The organism is Glycomyces artemisiae, assembly GCF_003002955.1.
Taxonomy (GTDB): Bacteria; Actinomycetota; Actinomycetes; order Mycobacteriales; family Micromonosporaceae; genus Glycomyces; species Glycomyces artemisiae.
The window spans coordinates 408,510-426,648 of record NZ_PVTJ01000004.1 but is presented as its reverse complement, the minus strand read 5'-3'; the positions used below and the strand labels follow the sequence as shown (position 1 = coordinate 426,648).

General features: G+C 70.3%; 14 protein-coding genes. 8 read left to right on the top strand and 6 right to left on the bottom strand.

All coding sequences use genetic code 11. The features are described 5' to 3' along the window. Nucleotides 1-25: 25 nt before the first annotated feature. The 5 genes from B0I28_RS13325 to B0I28_RS13305 all read right to left on the bottom strand — a co-directional run bounded on the left by B0I28_RS13325 (nucleotide 26) and on the right by B0I28_RS13305 (nucleotide 6,051). Entirely contained in the window at nucleotides 26-1,102 is a 1,077-nt protein-coding gene (locus tag B0I28_RS13325) for a LacI family DNA-binding transcriptional regulator (RefSeq protein WP_106364308.1), read from the bottom strand. A 31-nt stretch (nucleotides 1,103-1,133) separates the two neighbouring features. Then, a complete protein-coding gene (locus tag B0I28_RS13320) occupies nucleotides 1,134-2,558 on the bottom strand; it encodes a GH1 family beta-glucosidase (protein ID WP_106364307.1) in 1,425 nt (474 codons plus the stop codon). A 2-nt stretch (nucleotides 2,559-2,560) separates the two neighbouring features. Further along, complete coding sequence (locus B0I28_RS13315) at nucleotides 2,561-3,493, bottom strand: carbohydrate ABC transporter permease (protein ID WP_106364306.1); 933 nt, start codon at nucleotides 3,491-3,493, stop codon at nucleotides 2,561-2,563. Then, a complete protein-coding gene (locus tag B0I28_RS13310) occupies nucleotides 3,490-4,425 on the bottom strand; it encodes a carbohydrate ABC transporter permease (RefSeq protein WP_106364305.1) in 936 nt (311 codons plus the stop codon). Before B0I28_RS13310 ends, B0I28_RS13315 begins: the two co-directional genes overlap by 4 nt. 282 nt (nucleotides 4,426-4,707) lie before the next feature. Continuing rightward, nucleotides 4,708-6,051, bottom strand: coding sequence for an extracellular solute-binding protein (locus tag B0I28_RS13305; RefSeq protein WP_106364304.1), 1,344 nt, complete (start codon nucleotides 6,049-6,051; stop codon nucleotides 4,708-4,710). A gap of 522 nt (nucleotides 6,052-6,573) precedes the next feature. Between B0I28_RS13305 and B0I28_RS13300 the strand changes: the two genes are divergently transcribed. Then, nucleotides 6,574-9,189, top strand: a complete 2,616-nt coding sequence (locus tag B0I28_RS13300) for a glycoside hydrolase family 48 protein (RefSeq protein ID WP_181245776.1) — start codon at nucleotides 6,574-6,576, stop codon at nucleotides 9,187-9,189. A 189-nt stretch (nucleotides 9,190-9,378) separates the two neighbouring features. Here the strand turns inward: B0I28_RS13300 and B0I28_RS27270 are convergent, their stop codons facing one another. Beyond that, entirely contained in the window at nucleotides 9,379-9,870 is a 492-nt protein-coding gene (locus tag B0I28_RS27270; RefSeq protein ID WP_181245775.1) for a DUF1349 domain-containing protein, read from the bottom strand. A gap of 536 nt (nucleotides 9,871-10,406) precedes the next feature. Here B0I28_RS27270 and B0I28_RS13290 point away from each other — a divergent pair. From B0I28_RS13290 to B0I28_RS13260, 7 genes are all read left to right on the top strand, one after another. Further along, the gene (locus B0I28_RS13290) at nucleotides 10,407-10,832 is read left to right on the top strand and encodes a hypothetical protein (RefSeq protein ID WP_106364302.1); all 426 of its coding nucleotides are present in this window, start codon (nucleotides 10,407-10,409) and stop codon (nucleotides 10,830-10,832) included. A 189-nt stretch (nucleotides 10,833-11,021) separates the two neighbouring features. Then, a complete protein-coding gene (dnaK, locus tag B0I28_RS13285) occupies nucleotides 11,022-12,860 on the top strand; it encodes a molecular chaperone DnaK (protein ID WP_106364301.1) in 1,839 nt (612 codons plus the stop codon). Next, nucleotides 12,860-13,660, top strand: coding sequence for a nucleotide exchange factor GrpE (locus tag B0I28_RS28620; RefSeq protein ID WP_106364300.1), 801 nt, complete (start codon nucleotides 12,860-12,862; stop codon nucleotides 13,658-13,660). Before dnaK ends, B0I28_RS28620 begins: the two co-directional genes overlap by 1 nt. Nucleotides 13,661-13,818: 158 nt before the next feature. Next, nucleotides 13,819-14,946, top strand: coding sequence for a molecular chaperone DnaJ (dnaJ, locus tag B0I28_RS13275; protein ID WP_106364299.1), 1,128 nt, complete (start codon nucleotides 13,819-13,821; stop codon nucleotides 14,944-14,946). Nucleotides 14,947-15,220: 274 nt separating this feature from the next. After that, nucleotides 15,221-15,541, top strand: coding sequence for a heat shock protein transcriptional repressor HspR (locus B0I28_RS13270; protein ID WP_219926748.1), 321 nt, complete (start codon nucleotides 15,221-15,223; stop codon nucleotides 15,539-15,541). A gap of 128 nt (nucleotides 15,542-15,669) precedes the next feature. Next, complete coding sequence (locus B0I28_RS13265; RefSeq protein WP_106364298.1) at nucleotides 15,670-17,052, top strand: hemolysin family protein; 1,383 nt, start codon at nucleotides 15,670-15,672, stop codon at nucleotides 17,050-17,052. Then, the gene (locus B0I28_RS13260; RefSeq protein WP_106364297.1) at nucleotides 17,049-18,068 is read left to right on the top strand and encodes a hemolysin family protein; all 1,020 of its coding nucleotides are present in this window, start codon (nucleotides 17,049-17,051) and stop codon (nucleotides 18,066-18,068) included. Before B0I28_RS13265 ends, B0I28_RS13260 begins: the two co-directional genes overlap by 4 nt. Nucleotides 18,069-18,139: the final 71 nt, after the last annotated feature.

Genomic DNA, 18,139 nt, shown 5'->3' with positions numbered 1-18,139 from the left:
GGAGCCGGGCCCTTTCGCTTGCGCCCTAAGCGGACTCGCGGACCACGATCCTCGTGCCGAGGATCGTGACGAGGGGGCCGGCCTCTTCGCCGCGGATGCGGCCGCAGAGGAGGCGGGCCATCTCGCGGCCCATGGTCTCGGTGGGCTGGTGGACGGTGGTGAGGGGCGGCTCGGCGAATTCGGCGAGGGGGGAGTCATCGAAGCCGACGAGGGCGAGGTCGTCGGGGACGGCGATGCCGCGCTCGCGGGCGACGCGGAGGGTCGCCATGGCGAGGGGGTCGGAGTTGGCGAAGACCGCGTCGAGGTCGCCGGCGGTGTCGAAGAGGTGGCGGGCGGCCTTGATGCCGCTGGCCTCGTCGAAGCCCTCGGCGACGGAGACGAGCCCTTCCTCGACGGGGAGGCGGTGGCCGCGGAGGCCGTCGCGGTAGCCGTTGAGGCGGTCGACGCCGACGGCCATGTCCTGCGGCCCGGCGATGATGCCGATCCGCTTGTGGCCGCGCTCGGCGAGGTACTCGACGGCCTGGCGGGCGCCCGAGCGGTTGTCGCAGTCGACGTACGCGACGGGGCGGAAGCCGACGGGCGTGCCGCACAGGACGATCGGGATCCCTGCGTCTTCGAGGCGCTCGGGGAGCGGGTCGCCGGAGTGGCTGGAGACCATCATGACGCCGTCGACGTGCTGGCCCATGAGGTAGGACTCCAGGTCGGTGCGGTTGCCGTCGCGGGGCGCGAAGGTGAGCATGAGCCGCATGTTCTCCTCGGCGAGCTGCTCGGTGATCCCGCGCAGCACCCCCGCGAAGAACGGCTCCGACCACAGCCACTCCTGCGACTCGGTGACGACGAGCGCCACCGTGTCGGTCCGCTGCGTCACGAGGGTCCTGGCCGCCTGGTTGGGGACGTACCCCAGCTCCTTGATCGCGGCCAGGACCGCCGCGCGCGTGTCCTCGGCGACCTTCGGGGAGCCGTTGATGACGCGCGAGACCGTGCCCCGGCCGACGCCCGCGTGGCGGGCGACCGTGTCGAGCGTGGGGCGGCCGCCGCTGCGCCTGCGGCCGGTGCGCTCGGCAGGCGCGCCGCCGGGCGCCTCAAGTCGGGTCTCGGTCATCGTGCATCACCTCGGGCTCTGTCGCGTGGAACTATTCTGCCTCACGGTTCGTACGGGCGCGTCGCACCAGGTCGCCGTACCAGCGTCCGGAGTCCTTGACGATGCGCTCGCCGGTCTCGAAATCGACGTACACGAGACCGAACCGCTTGGTGTAGCCCCAGGCCCACTCGAAGTTGTCGGCCAGCGACCAGGCGAAATACCCGACGAGCGGGACGCCCGCGTCGAGCGCGTCGGCGCAGGCCGCGAGGTGGCGCTCCACGTAGTCGAGCCGCTCGGCGTCCCGCACGCGCCCGTCGTCGAGCTTGTCGGGGAACGCGGCGCCGTTCTCGGTGACCGCGAGCCGCACCTCCGGGTAGGAGGCGTGGAGGCGGGTGAGGACGTCGGTGAGCCCCGACGGCTCGATCTCCCAGCCCATGTCGGTGACGGGGAGCCCCGCGGGCACGAACCCGATGTGATCGTTCGCAGGCCACGCGGAGCCCGCGCCGGTCGGCGCCGCGGAGGCGGAGGCGGAGCCGCCGTTGCCGGTGACGGTGAAGCGGCTGTAGTAGTTCACGGAGAGGACGTCGACGGGCGCGTTGATGAGCTCCATGTCGCCGTCGAGGAGGAACTCGAAGTCGGTGATCGCCTTGAAGTCCTCCACGACGTCCTCGGGGTAGGCCCCGCGCAGGGCCGCGTCGGTGAACCAGCGGTTCTGGACGCCGTCGACGCGGCGGGCCGCGTCGAGGTCGCCGGGCGCGTCGCTGGCGGCGTGCACCGGGTAGAAGTTGATGCCGATGCTCACCGTCGCCTCGGGGTCGGCGGCCTTGACGGCGCGCGCGGCGAGGCCGTGGGCGAGCATGAGGTGGTGGGCCGCCGCGATCGACTCGGCCGGCTCGCGGCGCCCGGGGGCGTGCTCGCCGGAGGCGTAGCCGAGGAACGCGGCGCACCACGGCTCGTTGACGGTGATCCAGTGCTTGACGCGGTCGCCGAGGGCGGTGTGCGCGATCAGGGCGAAGTCGGCGAACCGGAGCGCGGTGTCGCGCACGGGCCAGCCGCCCTTGTCTTCGAGGGCCTGCGGGAGGTCCCAGTGGTAGAGGGTGATCCAGGGGGTGATGCCCTCGGCGAGCAGGGCGTCGACGAGGTCGGAGTAGTAGCGCAGGCCGGCCGGGTTGACCCGTCCGTCCCCGTCGGGGCAGATCCGGGGCCACGACAGGGAGAACCGGTAGCTGTTGAGGCCGAGGGCCTTGACGGCGGCGACGTCGCCCGCGATGTTGCGGTAGGAGTCGATCGCGGTGTCGCCGTTGGAGCCGTCCACGACGCGGCCGGGCTCGTTCACGAACGAGTCCCAGATGGACTTCCCGCGCCCGTCGGCGCCGGTGGCGCCCTCCACCTGGTAGGAGGAGGTCGCCGCGCCCCACGTGAACCCGGCTGGGAACCGGGCCGCAAGCGCTGCGGCCCTTTCGATTTCGGTGCTCATAGTTACTTCGATGAACCTTCCATGATGCCGCTCACGATCTGCCGTCCGAACACGACGAACAGGATCGCGATGGGAATGATCGAGATCAGCGTGCCGGTGAAGATCATCGACAGGTCCGCTGACCACGTTGCGGTCGACAGCTGCCGGATGGCGAGCTGGATGGTGGGGTTCTCGCCGCTCAGCACCATGAACGGCCACAGGAACTCGTTCCAGTTGAGCATGAACGTGAGCAGTCCGAGGACGACCATCGCCGGGCGCAGGGCCGGGAGGACGATCCGCCACCAGATGCCGATCGTGGAGGCCCCGTCGATGCGCGCGGCCTCGATGATCTCGTCGGGCACGGCCTGCTCGACGTACTGGCGCATCATGAAGATCCCGAACCCGTTGATGAGGAACGGCAGGATGACCGCCTGGAGCGTGTCGAGCCATTCGAGCTCGACCATGACGATGTACAGCGGGACGATCCCCAGCTGCTGGAGCGGCACCATCATCGAGAACAGGACCGTGCCCATGAGGACCTTGGAGCCGCGGAACTTCAGCTTGGCGAACGCGAAGCCGCCGAGGGTCGAGATGAGCACGACCGAGAAGGTGACCGTGCCGGTGATGATCATCGAGTTCCGCAGGCCCAGCAGCAGGTTCGCCTCGGGGTCCGACAGGGCCTCGCCCAGGTGCTCCAGCAGGTTGGGGCCCGGCAGCAGCGCGGGCGGGAAGCCGGCGGCGTTCGCGGTGGAGGTCGAGGCGATGACGATCATCCAGTACAGCGGGAAGATCGACAGGGCCGCGACGGCGAGCAGGCCGAGCCGCGTCAGCACCGTGGGGGCGTAGACGCCCTCGCCGGACTCGACGGGGCGCCGCTTCTTCGGGCGGCGCGGGGGCTTGGGAGGCTGCGCCGGTGTGGCGTCGGCGGTGGGGCGGGGCGCGGTGGCGGTGCTCATTTGTTCCCCTGGATGCGGTTGACGATGAGGAAGTTGATCGCCGCGACGATCCCGATGACCAGGAACAGCAGCCATCCGGCGGCGGCCGAGACGCCGTAGTTGCCGTGCGTGCGGAGGATGTCGACCAGGACCATCGCCGTGGTCTGGTACTGCCCGTCGGTGCCGCCGAGGAGCCTGCCGGAGTCGAACATCATCGGCTCGACGAACATGGTCATGCCGCCGACGGACGACACGAAGACGGTGAAGATGAGGACCGGCTTGAGCTGCGGGATCGTGATCTGCCAGAACTGCTGCCGGGGCGAGGCGCCGTCGACGGTGGCGGCCTCGTAGAGGTTGCGCGGGATGGTCTGCATGGCGGCCAGGAAGATGAGCGAGTTGTAGCCCATCCATCGCCAGTCCACCATGGACGAGATGGCGATCCAGGAGCTCCACCGCTCGGCCTGCCAGTCGACCTTGCCGATGCCGACCAGCTCCAGGAAGCCGTTCACCATGCCGTACTCCTGGCCCCAGATGCGGGCGAAGATGACGCCGACGGCGACGACGGAGGTGACGATCGGCGCGAGGATGAGCATGCGCCACAGCATGGGCCGGCGCAGTCGCTTGTTCAGGGCGTTCGCGACCATGAGCGCGACCACGAGCTGCGGGACGGTGGCGAGGACGAACATGCCCAGCGTGTTGAAGACCGACCAGTTGAAGCGGTCGTAGTCGAACAGCAGGAACTTGTAGTTGTCCAGGCCCACGAACACCGGGTCGGCGCCGCCGAGCTTCCAGGCGTGGAGCGAGGCGTAGAGCGTGTAGCCCATCGGGAAGACGCCGAAGACGGCGAAGAGGATGAAGTACGGCGAGACGAGCGCGTACGGGGTGGCCTTGATGTCGGCCTTGGAGGCCCAGAGGCGCCACTTGGGCGATCGGGCCGCGGTTTCGGTGGTCATCGTGTTCCTTGCGGTCGCGAGCGGGTGAGGCTCATCGGCTGGCGCGGGCCGCCTCCGGAGGAAGCCGGCCCGCCGCGGGTTGGGGCGCGGCGGGCCGACACGGTGCCGCCGGGAGGGGGTGGAGACCGGGTCCTGGGGTGGTGCGTCGGGCCCGTGCCGGGCACGGCCCGATGCGCGGTCTCGCCCCGGCGGCACGGGGCTCAGCGGAATCGGCATGAGACCGCTGGACCCGGGGCCGGTCCGGCGGCGGCAGGGTGCCGCCGGACCGGCCCGCGGGGGCGGCTAGAGGCCGCCGCCGGCGAGCTGGATCGCCTCTTCGGCCGCCGACTGGATCTCGTCGAAGGCGTCCTCAGGGGCGAACGTGCCGTCGACGACGCCGTTGAGCACCGTCTCGACCGCGCCCTTGACCGGCGGGTGGTAGTACGAGTAGGTCAGCGGCGGGAAGTTCTGGACCGACGCGGCCAGGATCTGGCCGGTCGGGGCGTCGCTGAAGTACGCGTTGGTGGAGTCGGCGACCTTCGGGTCCGCCTGCGCCTCAGGCGAGGACGGGAAGTTGCCGACGGCCTCGAAGACCTTGACCTGCTGCTCGGGGGCGCTCAGCCACGCGGCCAGCTCGGCGGCCTCCTCGGGGTGCGCGGACTGGGCGGGGACCGCCAGCCACGAGCCGCCCCAGTTCCCGCCGATCCCGGGGGCGGCGGCCATGTCCCACTTGCCGGCGTTGTCCGGGCCGGAGTTCGGCTCGATGACGCCCGAGGGCATCCAGCCCGGGCACGGCATGACGGCGAAGCCGCCCTCGGCCTGGGCCGCGATCCACTCCTCGCTCCAGGAGACGAAGTTGCCGATCGCGCCGATCTCGTTGAGCTCCAGGATGGTGTTGATCGAGCCCTGCGCGGCCGCGGAGTCGAGCGTCAGGTTGCCGTCGGCGTCGACGTACATCTCGCCGTCGCCGTTGCCGGCGAGCTGGCCCAGCAGCATGTTCTGGAGCTGGGTCGGGCCGTCGAGGAAGGCCACGCCGGTGTCGGCGTCGACGTACTGCTGGGCGAGGGCCTTGAAGCCGTCCCAGGTGGACCAGGCCGCCGCGAGCTCCTCGCGGTCGGTGGGCAGGCCCGCCGCCTCGAAGAGGTCCTTGCGGTAGCACATGCCCATGCCGCCGACGTCGGTGCCGAAGCCGACCTGGGTGCCGTCGGGGCTCTGGCCGAGCTCCCACTTCCAGTCGACGTAGTCGGACGCGCGGTCCGAGTAGTCCTTCAGGTCGTACCAGTGCGAGGAGTCGGAGAAGAGCTGGACGACGCCCTGCTCCTCGATCCCGACGACGTCGCCGGCGCCGGAGCCGGTCTCCAGGGCGGTCTCCAGGGTGGGGCGGAACTCGGCGTCCCAGTTGACCCCGTCGCCTTCGATGACCACGTCGATGTTGTCGTGGGCCGCCTCGTACTCGGCCTCCAGTCCGGCCTCGGTGTAGCCGAAGGTGCCGAACAGGGAGACGGTGAGCTGGATCTTGCCGTCCTCGGTCAGGCCGTCTTCGTCGCCGTCGTCGCCGCCGCTGCACGCGGCTGCGGAGAGCGCCAGCGCGCCCGCGGCCGCGGCCGCGAGGGCGGCCCGGCCGTGCTGTCGGTTGAGGAGATGCATCTTTGCGGTTTCCTTCCAGGCGCTCGGGGCGCCGTGCTGTTGTCGAGGGGTTTGAGGGACTCGTTCCGGTTGGTGCACACGGCGGCGGTGGTGCGGGCCGCCATGAGTGCGCGGCGGCCCGCGGACTGAAACCGCCGAGGCGATCGCCCTTGGGAGCGATACCAGGATCGTACGGGAGCGTGTTCCATGACGCAAGCCCGGGTGTGAGGGTCATTACCGGATCGTTGCCTTCGTGATCATCTCGAACAGATCGAAGGTCGCGAATCCATAACTATGAATCCGGATCAACGACTCAATTAGCTGGGAAAATACCTGGCAAACGGCAACGGTTTGCCTCGTTGAAGGAGAAATTTAGGGATGTCAATGTATTGACATCCAGGGCTCCTGCTTGGGAGCATGGCCTGGGAGCGCTTCCGCATCCTGGTCCGATTCGTTCCACTCGTGCGATTCAACGACCGCGAACCCGGCATGAGCGCTCCCATGGAAACGGACATATCCACCCCATGCCTAGGAGTAGCCATAATGGAAACCGACAACCTGGCCCCGCCGCGCCGGCGGGGCCGTCGATGGCGCCGGACGGCGGCGGTGGCGCTGCCGCTCGCGCTCGTCGGCGCCTTCACCGCGGTGGCCGCGCCGTCGGCCTTCGCCGCCCAGTACTGCGGCGGCGTCCAGTACAACGTCGTCTCGTCCTGGGGCTCGGGCTTCCAGGCCAACGTGGTCATCACCGCGGGCACGGCGGGCCTCAACGGCTGGGACCTCGAATGGGAGTTCCCGGCGGGCACCACCGTCTCCAGCGCGTGGAACGTCGACTGGCACCAGAGCGGCCGCACCTTCACCGGCGGCGACGTCGGCTGGAACGGCTCGATCGCCGCGGGCCAGAACAAAGAGGTCTTCGGCTTCATCGGGGCAGGCCCCTCCACCGCGCCGACGGGGATCAAGGTCAACGGCGAGTCCTGCGACGGCTCCGAGGAGCCCGTCGAGCCCGAGCTCGAAGTGAGCCGCGCGAACGTCGTCGTCGACGCCGGGTCGACCGCCTCCGTCGAGGTCGGCTTCTCCGCCGCGACCGAGGCCGCCGCCACGGTCACCACGACCCGCACCTCCGGCTCCACCGACCTCTCGGTGTCCTCGGGCGGATCGCTGTCCTTCGCCGCGGGCGACGTGAACCCGAAGCCGATCGTGTTCAGCGCGGCCGCGGGCGCCGAGCCCGGCGAGTCCGCGGTGTTCACCGTGGCCTCCCCCGGCTACGCGTCCAAGACGGTGACGGTCACCGTCGCCGACATCGGCGAGGTCACGCAGAACGAGGAGCGCTTCCTCGCGATGTACGACCAGCTCACCGGGGCCGACTCGCCGTACCTGCACGAGACGGGCGTCCCCTACCACTCGGTGGAGGAGCTCATCGTCGAGGCGCCGGACTACGGCCACGAGACGACCTCCGAGGCCCTGAGCTACCTCCAGTGGCTGGAGGCCGCGTACGGCCAGGTCACCGGCGACTGGTCGGGCTACAACGAGTCGTGGGACATCACCGAGCAGTACGCGATCCCGGACCTGAACCCGACCGCGTACAACCCGTCCTCCCCGGCCTCGTACGCCCCGGAGTCCGACAGCGTCGAGGACTACCCGACGCAGCTGGACTTCAACGCGTCCGTCGGCACCGACCCGCTGGGCCAGGAGCTGCGGAACACCTACGGGAACAACCAGGTGTACGGCATGCACTGGATCCTGGACGTGGACAACGCCTACGGCTTCGGCGAGTGCGGCGACGGGACCACCGAGCCCGCGTACATGAACACGTTCCAGCGCGGCTCGCAGGAGTCGACGTGGGAGACCGTCGCGCACCCCTCGTGCGAGACGTTCGACTTCGGCGGCCCCAACGGCTACCTGGACCTGTTCGTGGGCGACTCGCAGTACTCGCAGCAGCAGCGGTACACCGACGCCCCCGACGCCGACGCGCGCGCCATCCAGGTCGCGTGGATGGCCCAGCAGTGGGCGGCCGAGCAGGGCCAGTCGTCGACGATCTCCGGGTCGCTCGACAACGCCTCCAAGATGGGCGACTTCCTGCGGTACGCGTTCGCGGACAAGTACTTCAAGCAGATCGCGGGCGACTGCATCGGGATCAACAACTGCCCCGACGGCAGCGGCAAGAACTCGTTCCACTACCTGCTCTCCTGGTACTACTCGTGGGGCGCGGGCGCGAACGGCGACTGGTCGTTCCGCATCGGCGGCTCGGGCGTCCACCAGGGCTACCAGAACGTCATGGCGGCGTACGCGCTCTCCGAGGGCGGCCTGGAGCCGGCCTCGCCGACCGCGGCGAGCGACTGGGCGGCCAGCCTCGACCAGCAGCTGGAGTTCCTGGAGTGGCTCCAGGTCCCGCAGGGCTCGCCGGGCGCGGGCGCCATCGCGGGCGGCGCGACCAACAACTGGGGCGGCAACTACGGCAACCCGACCACGAGCGCCGAGTTCGAGGGCCTGTACTACGACGAGCAGCCCGTGTGGCACGACCCGCCGTCGAACCGCTGGTTCGGCTTCCAGGTCTGGGGCATGGACCGCGTCGCGCAGTACTGCCTGGAGACCGACGACGCGCGGGCGTGCGACCTGCTCGACCAGTGGGTGGCGTGGGCGCTGTCGGAGTCCGACATCTCCGCGACCGACTACAGCATCCCGGGCGACCTGGACTGGAGCGGCGAGCCGGGGGCGGGCCTGTCCGCCTCGGTGACCTCCATGTCCAAGGACCCGGGCGTGGCCGGGGCGTTCGCGAAGATCCTGTCCTACCACGCCGCGGCCACCGGTGACACCGCCTCGCAGACCGCGGCGAAGAACCTCCTGGACGCGCTGTGGGCCGCGAACGACGGCGTCGGCGTGACCCAGACCGAGGCCCGGGCGGACTACTGCCGCTTCGGCGACGAGGTCTACATCCCCGAGGGCTGGACCGGCACCATGCCGAACGGCGACGTCCTGGAGAACGGCGTCACCTTCATCGAGACCCGTTCCTTCATGAAGGACTTCGAGGGCTGGGACCAGGTCCAGGCGTACATCGACGGCGGCTGCACCGGCCCCGCGCCGGAGTTCAGCTACCACCGGTACTGGCACCAGGTCGAGGTCGCCACGGCGTTCCAGACCTACGCCGCGCTCTTTGAGTAAGGAGACCGAATGAGCGGAGCGGCCGGTCGCGCATGCGACCGGCCGCTCCATTCGCTTCCCGTGCGCGGCTCGGGCTGAGCACACAGGTCGGATCCGCCCGGATTCTCCGGCCCGGCGGGCCCGACCTCTATGCTCAGCGGCGTCCGGCACCCCTCTGCCGGACCGCTGAGCCGTTGCGCGTCAAGGGATTCAGTCGACGTCGATGTCGAGGTCCATTCCGGCGTCCCAGAAGGTCTCGGCGACCGGGCGGGTGCTGGCGATCCCGGCCATGGCCGGGACGCCGCCGGGCAGGTAGGTCGAGGCGATCGTGGTGTAGTCGACGCCGTCGTCGGCGTGCGCCACGGTCACCGTGTCGCCGGAGCGGATGAGCCGCAGCCAGATCTCGTCGGACTCGGTGTCGACGGGGAACAGCGACCAGTCGGTGCGCCCGCGCGTGGTGACGGTGCTGATGAGGTGCTGCCCGCCGAGGTACTCCGCGCCGGTGCGGACCCAGTTGGACTCGTCGACGCGGATGGCGAGCGACGCCTCGGCGTGCTGGTGGCGGTGCTCGGGGCGCAGGCGCAGCGCGATCTCGCCGTCGCTTTTGAGCTCGAGCCCGTAGAGGTAGACGTGGTCGCGCTGGGGCTCGTCCCCGGCGCTGCGGACGAGGGTGGTCTTGTACTCGAAGTAAGGTGAGATCAATCCACCGTCAACCGTCCATTGTACTTCTTCTGAAGGAGACTGCATCTTCCTATGATGCCATACGTGAAAGGGTCGTTTTAAGACATAACGGGCGTGGTAACCCAAAGTTAATCCCGCGTTCGACTCGGTTACAAGGCTGAAATACCAGCTCAACGGGCATATGCCTACGCTGAATGCGGTTTGCGTTACGCCCCTTGGAGAACGCTGGCCGAGTCTCGGGAATGCCATCGCGAATCCCTTGTCCCGCAAGCATATCCAATGCGCAGGAATCGCGGTCCGCCCCATGTGTGTCGCGGTTTCGACGCGACCGGTCCAGGCTACCCTCCCGCCGCAAGACATGCCTCCGGCAATGCGAGTGGAATTCCCGTTCCATGTGATGTGCGAGCGATTGCGAGTTCTGCTCCGCATTCGGCGGACGGGCGCGGACTAGAGTGCCGAGGGCTCATACCCGTGTCCTCTCGGGCTGCTCGACCGTTAATCCGGATAGAGGAGTACGCAGGCACGGAAGCGAAGGCGAATGAGGAGATAGCGTGAGTATGCAGCATTCAGCGAGGCAGGGGGCGCCCGAACCGGAGGCCCCCGAGCACGGCCGCGGACTCCCGCGCCAGGACCGCACCGCACCGCCTCGCCGCTCGCGCCACACCGCCGAACCCGCGGCCCCCGCCCAGGGCTCGATGGTCGTCCCCATCCCGGCGCGCTCGCGCCGCGCCCGCCGCGAGGAGCCCTCGAAGCTGTTCTCCCTGGAGGAGCCGCCGCCCGTGGAGGCGCCCGCGGGGATCACCGAGATCACCGGCTGGAACCTCGCCGCGCTCATGTGGCGCGACCACCTGCCCGAGCAGCTCCTCGGCATCGACTGCGCCTCATGTAAACAGGCGTGGCCCTGCGACACCTGGAAGATCGCGGACGACCTGCTCACCGAGTGCTGCGAGGCCGCCGGAGGCGCGCCCGCCGCGGCCCGCTAGCCCCACCCGATGCGAAGTTGAGTCGACCAGACTCAACTTTAGTGCATTTGATCACATTTCCTGTGACCGGCTTGACAGTCGATACCGACCGGATGAACATTGAGTCTATCCGGCTCAACTTGGTTCGGGGTTCCCGCCCGGCCGCTTGAGACAGAGGCATCATCTGTTCGACTACATCAGGAGATCAACATGGCACGTGCGGTCGGCATCGACCTCGGCACGACGAACTCCGTGGTCAGCGTCCTCGAAGGCGGGGAGGCCACGGTCATCACGAACGCCGAGGGGGCGAGGACCACGCCGTCGATCGTGGCGTTCGCCAAGAACGGCGAAGTGCTCGTCGGTGAGGTGGCCAAGCGCCAGGCGGTCACCAACCCTGACCGCACCATCCGCTCCGTCAAGCGCCACATGGGCACCGACTGGACCGTCGACATCGACGGCAAGTCGTACACGTCCCAGGAGATCAGCGCGCGCATCCTCATGAAGCTCAAGCGCGACGCCGAGGCGTACCTGGGCGAGAACGTCACCGACGCGGTCGTCACCGTCCCGGCGTACTTCTCCGACGCCCAGCGCACCGCCACGAAGGAGGCGGGCGAGATCGCCGGCCTCAACGTGCTGCGCATCATCAACGAGCCGACCTCCGCGGCCCTGGCCTACGGCCTCGACAAGGGCGAGGAGGAGCAGACCATCCTCGTCTTCGACCTCGGCGGCGGCACCTTCGACGTCTCGCTGCTGGAGATCGCCGACGGCGTCATCCAGGTGAAGGCCACCTCCGGCGACAACCACCTCGGCGGCGACGACTGGGACGACCGGGTCATCCAGCACCTGGTGAAGACCTTCAACGGCCAGTACGGCGTGGACCTGTCCAAGGACAAGATGGCCATGCAGCGCCTCAAGGAGGCCGCCGAGAAGGCCAAGATCGAGCTGTCGTCGGCGACGCAGACCTCGATCAACCTGCCGTACATCACCGCGGGCCCCGACGGGCCGCTGCACCTCGACGTGTCGCTCTCGCGCGCCGAGTTCGAGCAGATGACCTCCGACCTCCTCGACCGCTGCAAGAAGCCGTTCGAGCAGGCCGTGAAGGACGCCGGGATCAACGTCTCCGAGATCGACCACGTCATCCTCGTGGGCGGCTCGACCCGCATGCCCGCCGTCTCCGAGCTCGTCAAGCGCCTCATCGGCCGCGACGCGCACAAGGGCGTCAACCCCGACGAGGTCGTCGCGATCGGCGCGACCCTCCAGGCCGGCGTCCTCAAGGGCGAGGTCAAGGACGTGCTGCTCCTCGACGTCACCCCGCTGTCGCTGGGCATCGAGACCAAGGGCGGCATCTTCACCAAGCTCATCGAGCGCAACACCACGATCCCGACGAAGCGCTCGGAGGTCTTCACGACCGCCGACGACAACCAGCCGTCGGTGCTCATCCAGGTCTTCCAGGGCGAGCGCGAGATCGCGGCGTACAACAAGAAGCTCGGCACGTTCGAGCTGACCGGCCTGCCGCCGGCCCCGCGCGGGGTCCCGCAGATCGAGGTCACCTTCGACATCGACGCCAACGGCATCGTGAACGTGTCCGCGAAGGACTCCGCCACGGGCAAGGCCCAGTCGATGACGATCTCCGGCGGCTCCAGCCTGGCCCAGGACGACATCCAGCGGATGATGGCCGAGGCCCAGGAGCACGCCGAGGAGGACCGCCAGCGCAAGGAGGAGGCCGAGGCCCGCAACATGGGCGAGTCGCTGGTCTACCAGACCGAGAAGCTCCTGGCCGAGTCCGGCGACAAGATCCCCGAGGACCTCAAGGGCAAGATCAACGACGCCACCTCGTCGCTGAAGGCGGCCCTGGGCGGCACCGACATCGAGGCGATCAAGCGCGGCACCGAGGAGCTGTCGAAGGTCTCGCAGGAGGCCGGGCAGGCGATGTACGCGGCGGCCCAGGCCGACCAGGCGGGCGCCCCGCAGCAGGGCGCCGGCGACGCGGGCGGCGCCGACGACGTCGTGGACGCCGAGATCGTCGACGACGACAAGGACCAGAAGTAGTGGCGGACGACAAGCACGATGCCGACGACGCGCGGCCGCCCGAGGACGGCGCGGCCGCCGAGGGCGGGGCCGAGGAGGAGCTGACGGTCGAGGACATCCTCGCCGCCGCCTCCGACGACGGCCAGGCCGCCGACGACGCGGTCCTGGTGCTCCAGGCGACGCTGGAGGAGCGCACCCGCGACCTCCAGCGGATCACCGCGGAGTTCCAGAACTACCGCAAGCGCGTCGAGCGCGACAAGGCCCGCTCGGGCGAGCTCGCGACCGCGGGGGTGCTCCAGAGCCTCCTGCCGGTCCTCGACGACCTCGACCGGGCCCGGGAGCACGGGGACCTCAACGGCCCCTTCGGCTCCGTCGCGGACCAGCTCGTCAACGCGCTCACCAAGCAGGGCCTGGAGGCCTTCGGGGTGAAGGGCGACCCGTTCGACCCGCAGATCCACGAAGCGGTCGCGCACATGCAGATGCCCGGCGTGGACGGTCCGACGTGCATCGACGTGATGCGCTCGGGCTACCGCCTCGGCGACAAGCTGCTGCGCCCGGCCCTGGTCGCGGTCGCGGAGCCGTCCGATGAGCCGGAGCCTGACGCGCCGGCCGAGCCGGAGGCGGAAGCGGACCCGGACGAGGCGCCCGAGGCCGTCGAGGCCGAGGTCGTCGAAGCCGACGAGGCGGACGCGGCGGCCGAGGAGGAGGCCGAGACGGCCGAGTCCGACGGCGCCGAGACCGTCGAAGCCGAAGCCGAAGCCGAGGCCGAGGAGGCCCCGGCCGAGGACGCCGAACCCAAGGGCAAGAAAAAGAAGAAGTAGCAGCGGTCCTGTCAGCGTGAGCTCTCCACGTACGTGGAGGTGGACCGAAGACGGACAAGGGCAAGGACTGAGTCTCGCCGGTTCTCCACGAATGTGGAGGTGTTCCAGGCAAGGACAACTAGGTCCTTTCCCCAGAATTGAAGCGAAGGAGGCGTCCGGTGGCATCGCAGGAGTGGCTTGAGAAGGACTTCTACGCCGTGCTCGGCGTGCCGCAGGACGCCTCCAAGAAGGACATCGAGAAGGCCTACCGCAAGCTCGCGCGCGAATGGCACCCCGACCACAACCCGGCGGCCGACGCCGAGGAGCGGTTCAAGGGGATCTCGGAGGCGTACTCGGTGCTGCACGACGACAAGTCGCGCGGCGAGTACGACCAGATCCAGCTCATGAAGTCCGGCCGAGGAGGATTCGGCGGGGCGCACGCCGCACCGGGCGGGATCAACCTCGAAGACCTGTTCGGGAACGCCGGAGGCGGCTCGGGCGGGTTCTCCGACCTGTTCGGGGGCCTGTTCGGCGGCGGCTCGGGCACGCGGCGCCGCTCGGGCGCCGTGCGCGGCAACGACCTGCGCACCAACGTCACCCTCGACTTCGCCGACGCCGTGAAGGGCTCCACCACGGAGCTGCGGATGCGCGCGCCCGGCGAGTGCGAGACCTGCCACGGGTCGGGCGCCAAGCCCGGCACGTCGCCCACCACGTGCCCGAGGTGCAACGGGCGCGGCCTGGTCACCGAGAACCAGGGCGCGTTCAGCTTCGCGCAGCCGTGCCCCGAGTGCGAGGGCACCGGCACCGTCGTCACCGACCCGTGCCCCGACTGCGGCGGCACCGGCGCGACCACGAAGGACCGCGTCATCACCGTGCGGGTGCCCGCCGGGATCGGCGACGGCCAGACCATCCGGCTCGCCGGGCGCGGCGCCCCGGGCGAGCGCGGCGGACCCGCCGGGGACCTCCTCGTGCGCGTCACCGTGCGCTCGCACCCGCTGTTCGCGCGCGACGGCGACAACGTCACCGTGCGCCTGCCGGTCTCCTTCCCCGAGGCCGCCCTGGGCGCCAAGGTGAAGGTCCCGACGCTCGACGGGCCCGTGACCCTGAAGGTCCCCGAGGGGACCCCGACCGGTCGGGTGCTGCGCGTCAAGGGCCGCGGCGTCCCCGGCAAGGGCGACCTGCTCGTCACCGTCGACGTCGACGTCCCGACGGCCCTCACCGCCGAGGCCCGCGAGGCCCTGGAGAAGTACGCGGCGGCCGCCCCCGCGGCCGACCGCTCGAAACTGGAAGAGCTGACGGGCCAGTGACGCCCGCGGCTCCGGAAGGACGGCGGACCCCGGTGCGGGCCCGCCGGAACAACCGGTGCGCCCTCCGGCGTTGCAATGGACGCGCGGCGCCGAACGGCGCCCCGGGCACCGGAGAGAGGAGTGAACCGTGAACGCCGCCGACCGCACCGGACCGTCCGATGCGAACCACCCGCGCGTGCGCATCGAGATCTCCTACGGCCGGCGCGGACCGGACGAGGACATCGACTTCGACGCGAAGATCCTCGCGATCTCCGCCGCCGCCGAACTCGCGGGCATGCACCCGCAGACCCTCCGCCAGTACGACCGGCTCGGCCTCGTCGAGCCCGCCCGCACCCCCGGCGGCGGCCGCCGCTACTCCGCGCGCGACGTCTCGCGCCTGCGGGAGATCCAGCGGCTCAGCCAGGACGAGGGCGTCAACCTCGCCGGGATCAAGCGGATCATGGACCTCGAACGGGAAGTCCACGCGATCCGCGCCGAGGCCCAGGCGGTCCTCGAAGAGCTCCAGCGGGCCCGCGCGCAGCTCGCCGAACTGCGCGCCGTCGCAGGTCCGTTCGGCCGCTCGACCGACATCGTCCTGTGGCGGGGCGAACAATGATCGGCGCTTGCCTCCCCTCCGGCCACCGTTAAGATCGGGCCCATGCGACGCAGAAGACGACGATCCCGAAGTCCGCGGCCCGGCGGCCGCCCGCTCCGCGCATCGGAGCCTCCCAGCGGGCGTGAGCAGTGCTCATAGCCGTCGGACTGGTCATCATCCTGGCCGTCACCGCCGCCACGGGCTTCTTCGTGGCGCTCGAATTCGCCTACACCGCCGTCGACCGGTCCAAACTGGAGGACCTCGCCGCCGGCCCCGACGCGAAGCGCGCGTCCCGGGCCCGCCGGGCCCTCAAGGTCTCCTCGCAGCTGTCGTTCGCCCTCTCCGGCGCGCAGCTCGGCATCACCGTCACCGCCCTGTTCGTCGGCTTCTTCGCCGAGCCGTACCTCGGCGAGGGCCTCGCGGACCTCCTCGGCACCGCCGGGATCCCCGCGGCCGTGTCGATCACCCTCGGCACCGTGGTCGCGTTCGTCATCGCCAACGTCGTGCAGATGATCCTCGGCGAGCTCGGCCCCAAGAACCTCGCGATCGCCCGCACCGAGGCGCTCGCCCTCGCGCTCGCCGTCCCCACCAGTACGTACCTCACCGTGTGCGGGCCGATCATCCGCTTCTTCGACGCGGCCTCCACGAAGCTCCTCAAGCTCCTCGGCATCCAGCCGGTCGAAGAGCTGGAGCACAACGCCACGCCCGAGGACCTCCACCGGATCATCGACGTCTCCCGCGACGAGGGCGCCCTCGACGAGGAGCTGTCGGTCCTCCTCGACCGCGGCCTCGACTTCTCCGACACCGTCGCCGAGCAGGCCATGACCCCGCGCGTCGGCGTCCAGACCCTCCCCGCCGCGGCCACCGTCGCCGACGCGGTCGCCGCGCTCGCCGACGGCCACTCCCGTTTCCCGGTCGTCGGCGACGACGTGGACGACCTCATCGGCGTCGTCGGCATCGGCCAGATCATCGCCGTCCCGCGCGAGGCCCGCGAGGTCGTCACCGTCGCAGAGATCGCCGACCCCGCGATGCTCGTGCCCGCCTCGCTCCCGCTGCCGCAGCTGCTCGACCAGATGCGCGGGCGCCACCGCCAGCTCGCGTGCGTCGTCGACGAGTTCGGCGGCTTCGCCGGGATCGTCACCCTCGAAGACCTCGCCGAGGAGCTCGTGGGGGAGATCCGCGACGAGCAGGACCGCTTCGAGGCCGTCCCGGTCTCGCTCGCGGGCGGCGGCTGGCTCATCCCCGGGCGCTGGCGCGTCGACGAGGTCGCCGACGCCACCGGCATCCAGCTCCCCGAAGGCGAGCACTACGAGACCATCGCCGGGCTCGTCATGTCCGAGCTCGGCCGCGTCGCCCACCCCGGCGACACCGTGGAGGTCCCGACCGCCGCCGCGGGCGAGTTCTACGACGAGGACGGCGACGGCCAGGCCGACCCGGCCCCGCGCAGCGTCAAGCTCGTCGTCGTCTCCTCCGCCCGCCATGTGCCGCAGGCGATCGAGCTGCGGCCGCTCCCGGGGGAGGACGCGAAGTGAGCACCGGCCCCGCCCTCCTCGTCTCGCTGATCCTCCTGGCGGCCAACGCGTTCTTCGTGGCCGCGGAGTTCGCGCTCGTCGCGTCCCGGCAGCACCGCCTCGAACAGGACGGCTCCGCCGCGGCCCGCGCGGCCCTGCGCGGCACCAGGAACCTGTCGCTCATGCTCGCGGGCGCCCAGCTGGGCATCACCGCGTGCACCGTCGGCCTCGGCGCACTCGCCGAGCCCGCGCTCGCGCACAGCATCGAGATCCCGTTGCAGGCCATCGGCCTCGAAGCGGCCGCGCATCCGATCGCGTTCGCCATCGCGCTCGTGATCGTGGTGTTCCTCCACATGGTCGTCGGCGAGATGATGCCGAAGTCGTGGGCGATCACCCACCCCGAGGCGTCCGCGATGGCGCTCATCTGGCCGTTCACCGGCTACGTGTGGGTCACCAAGCCGATCCTCCTGGGCCTCAACCACGGCGCCAACGCGATGCTGAAGCTGTTCAGAGTGGAGCCCGCCGACGAGAAGGCGCAGGCGCACTCCCCCGAGGAGCTGCGCTACCTGCTGCGGTCTTCGGCCGCGGCGGGCGTCCTCGGCGAGGAGGAGCACCAGATGCTCGCCCACGCCATCGCCGTGCAGCGCCAGGGGGTCGGCGAGGTCCAGATCCCGTGGGCCGAGGTCGTCACGATCCCGGCCGCCGCGACGGCCGTCGACGCCGAGGAGCGCAGCCGCGCCACCGGCCGCTCCCGCCTCGTCGTCGTCGACGCCGACGAGAAACCGGTGGGCCTCGTCCACGTCCGCGAAGCCGTCCAGGCCGCACCGGACGTGTCCGTCGCCGACCTGTCGGCGGCCCCGCTGCTGGTCGCCGCCGACACCACCGTCGCCGGGGCCGTGACCCTCATGCGCCGCCAGCGCGCCCAGCTCGCCCTGGTGACGGGCGCGGGCCGCGAGGTCACCGGCCTGGTCGCCATGGAGGATCTCCTCGAAGAGATCATGGGCGACTTCTACGACGAGACCGACAAGACCGCGTAACGGCGGATCGAAGCAGAAAGGGCCTCGGCTTCGGCTGGGGCCCTTCGCCTTGTCGCCTGGACGTTTTCGCC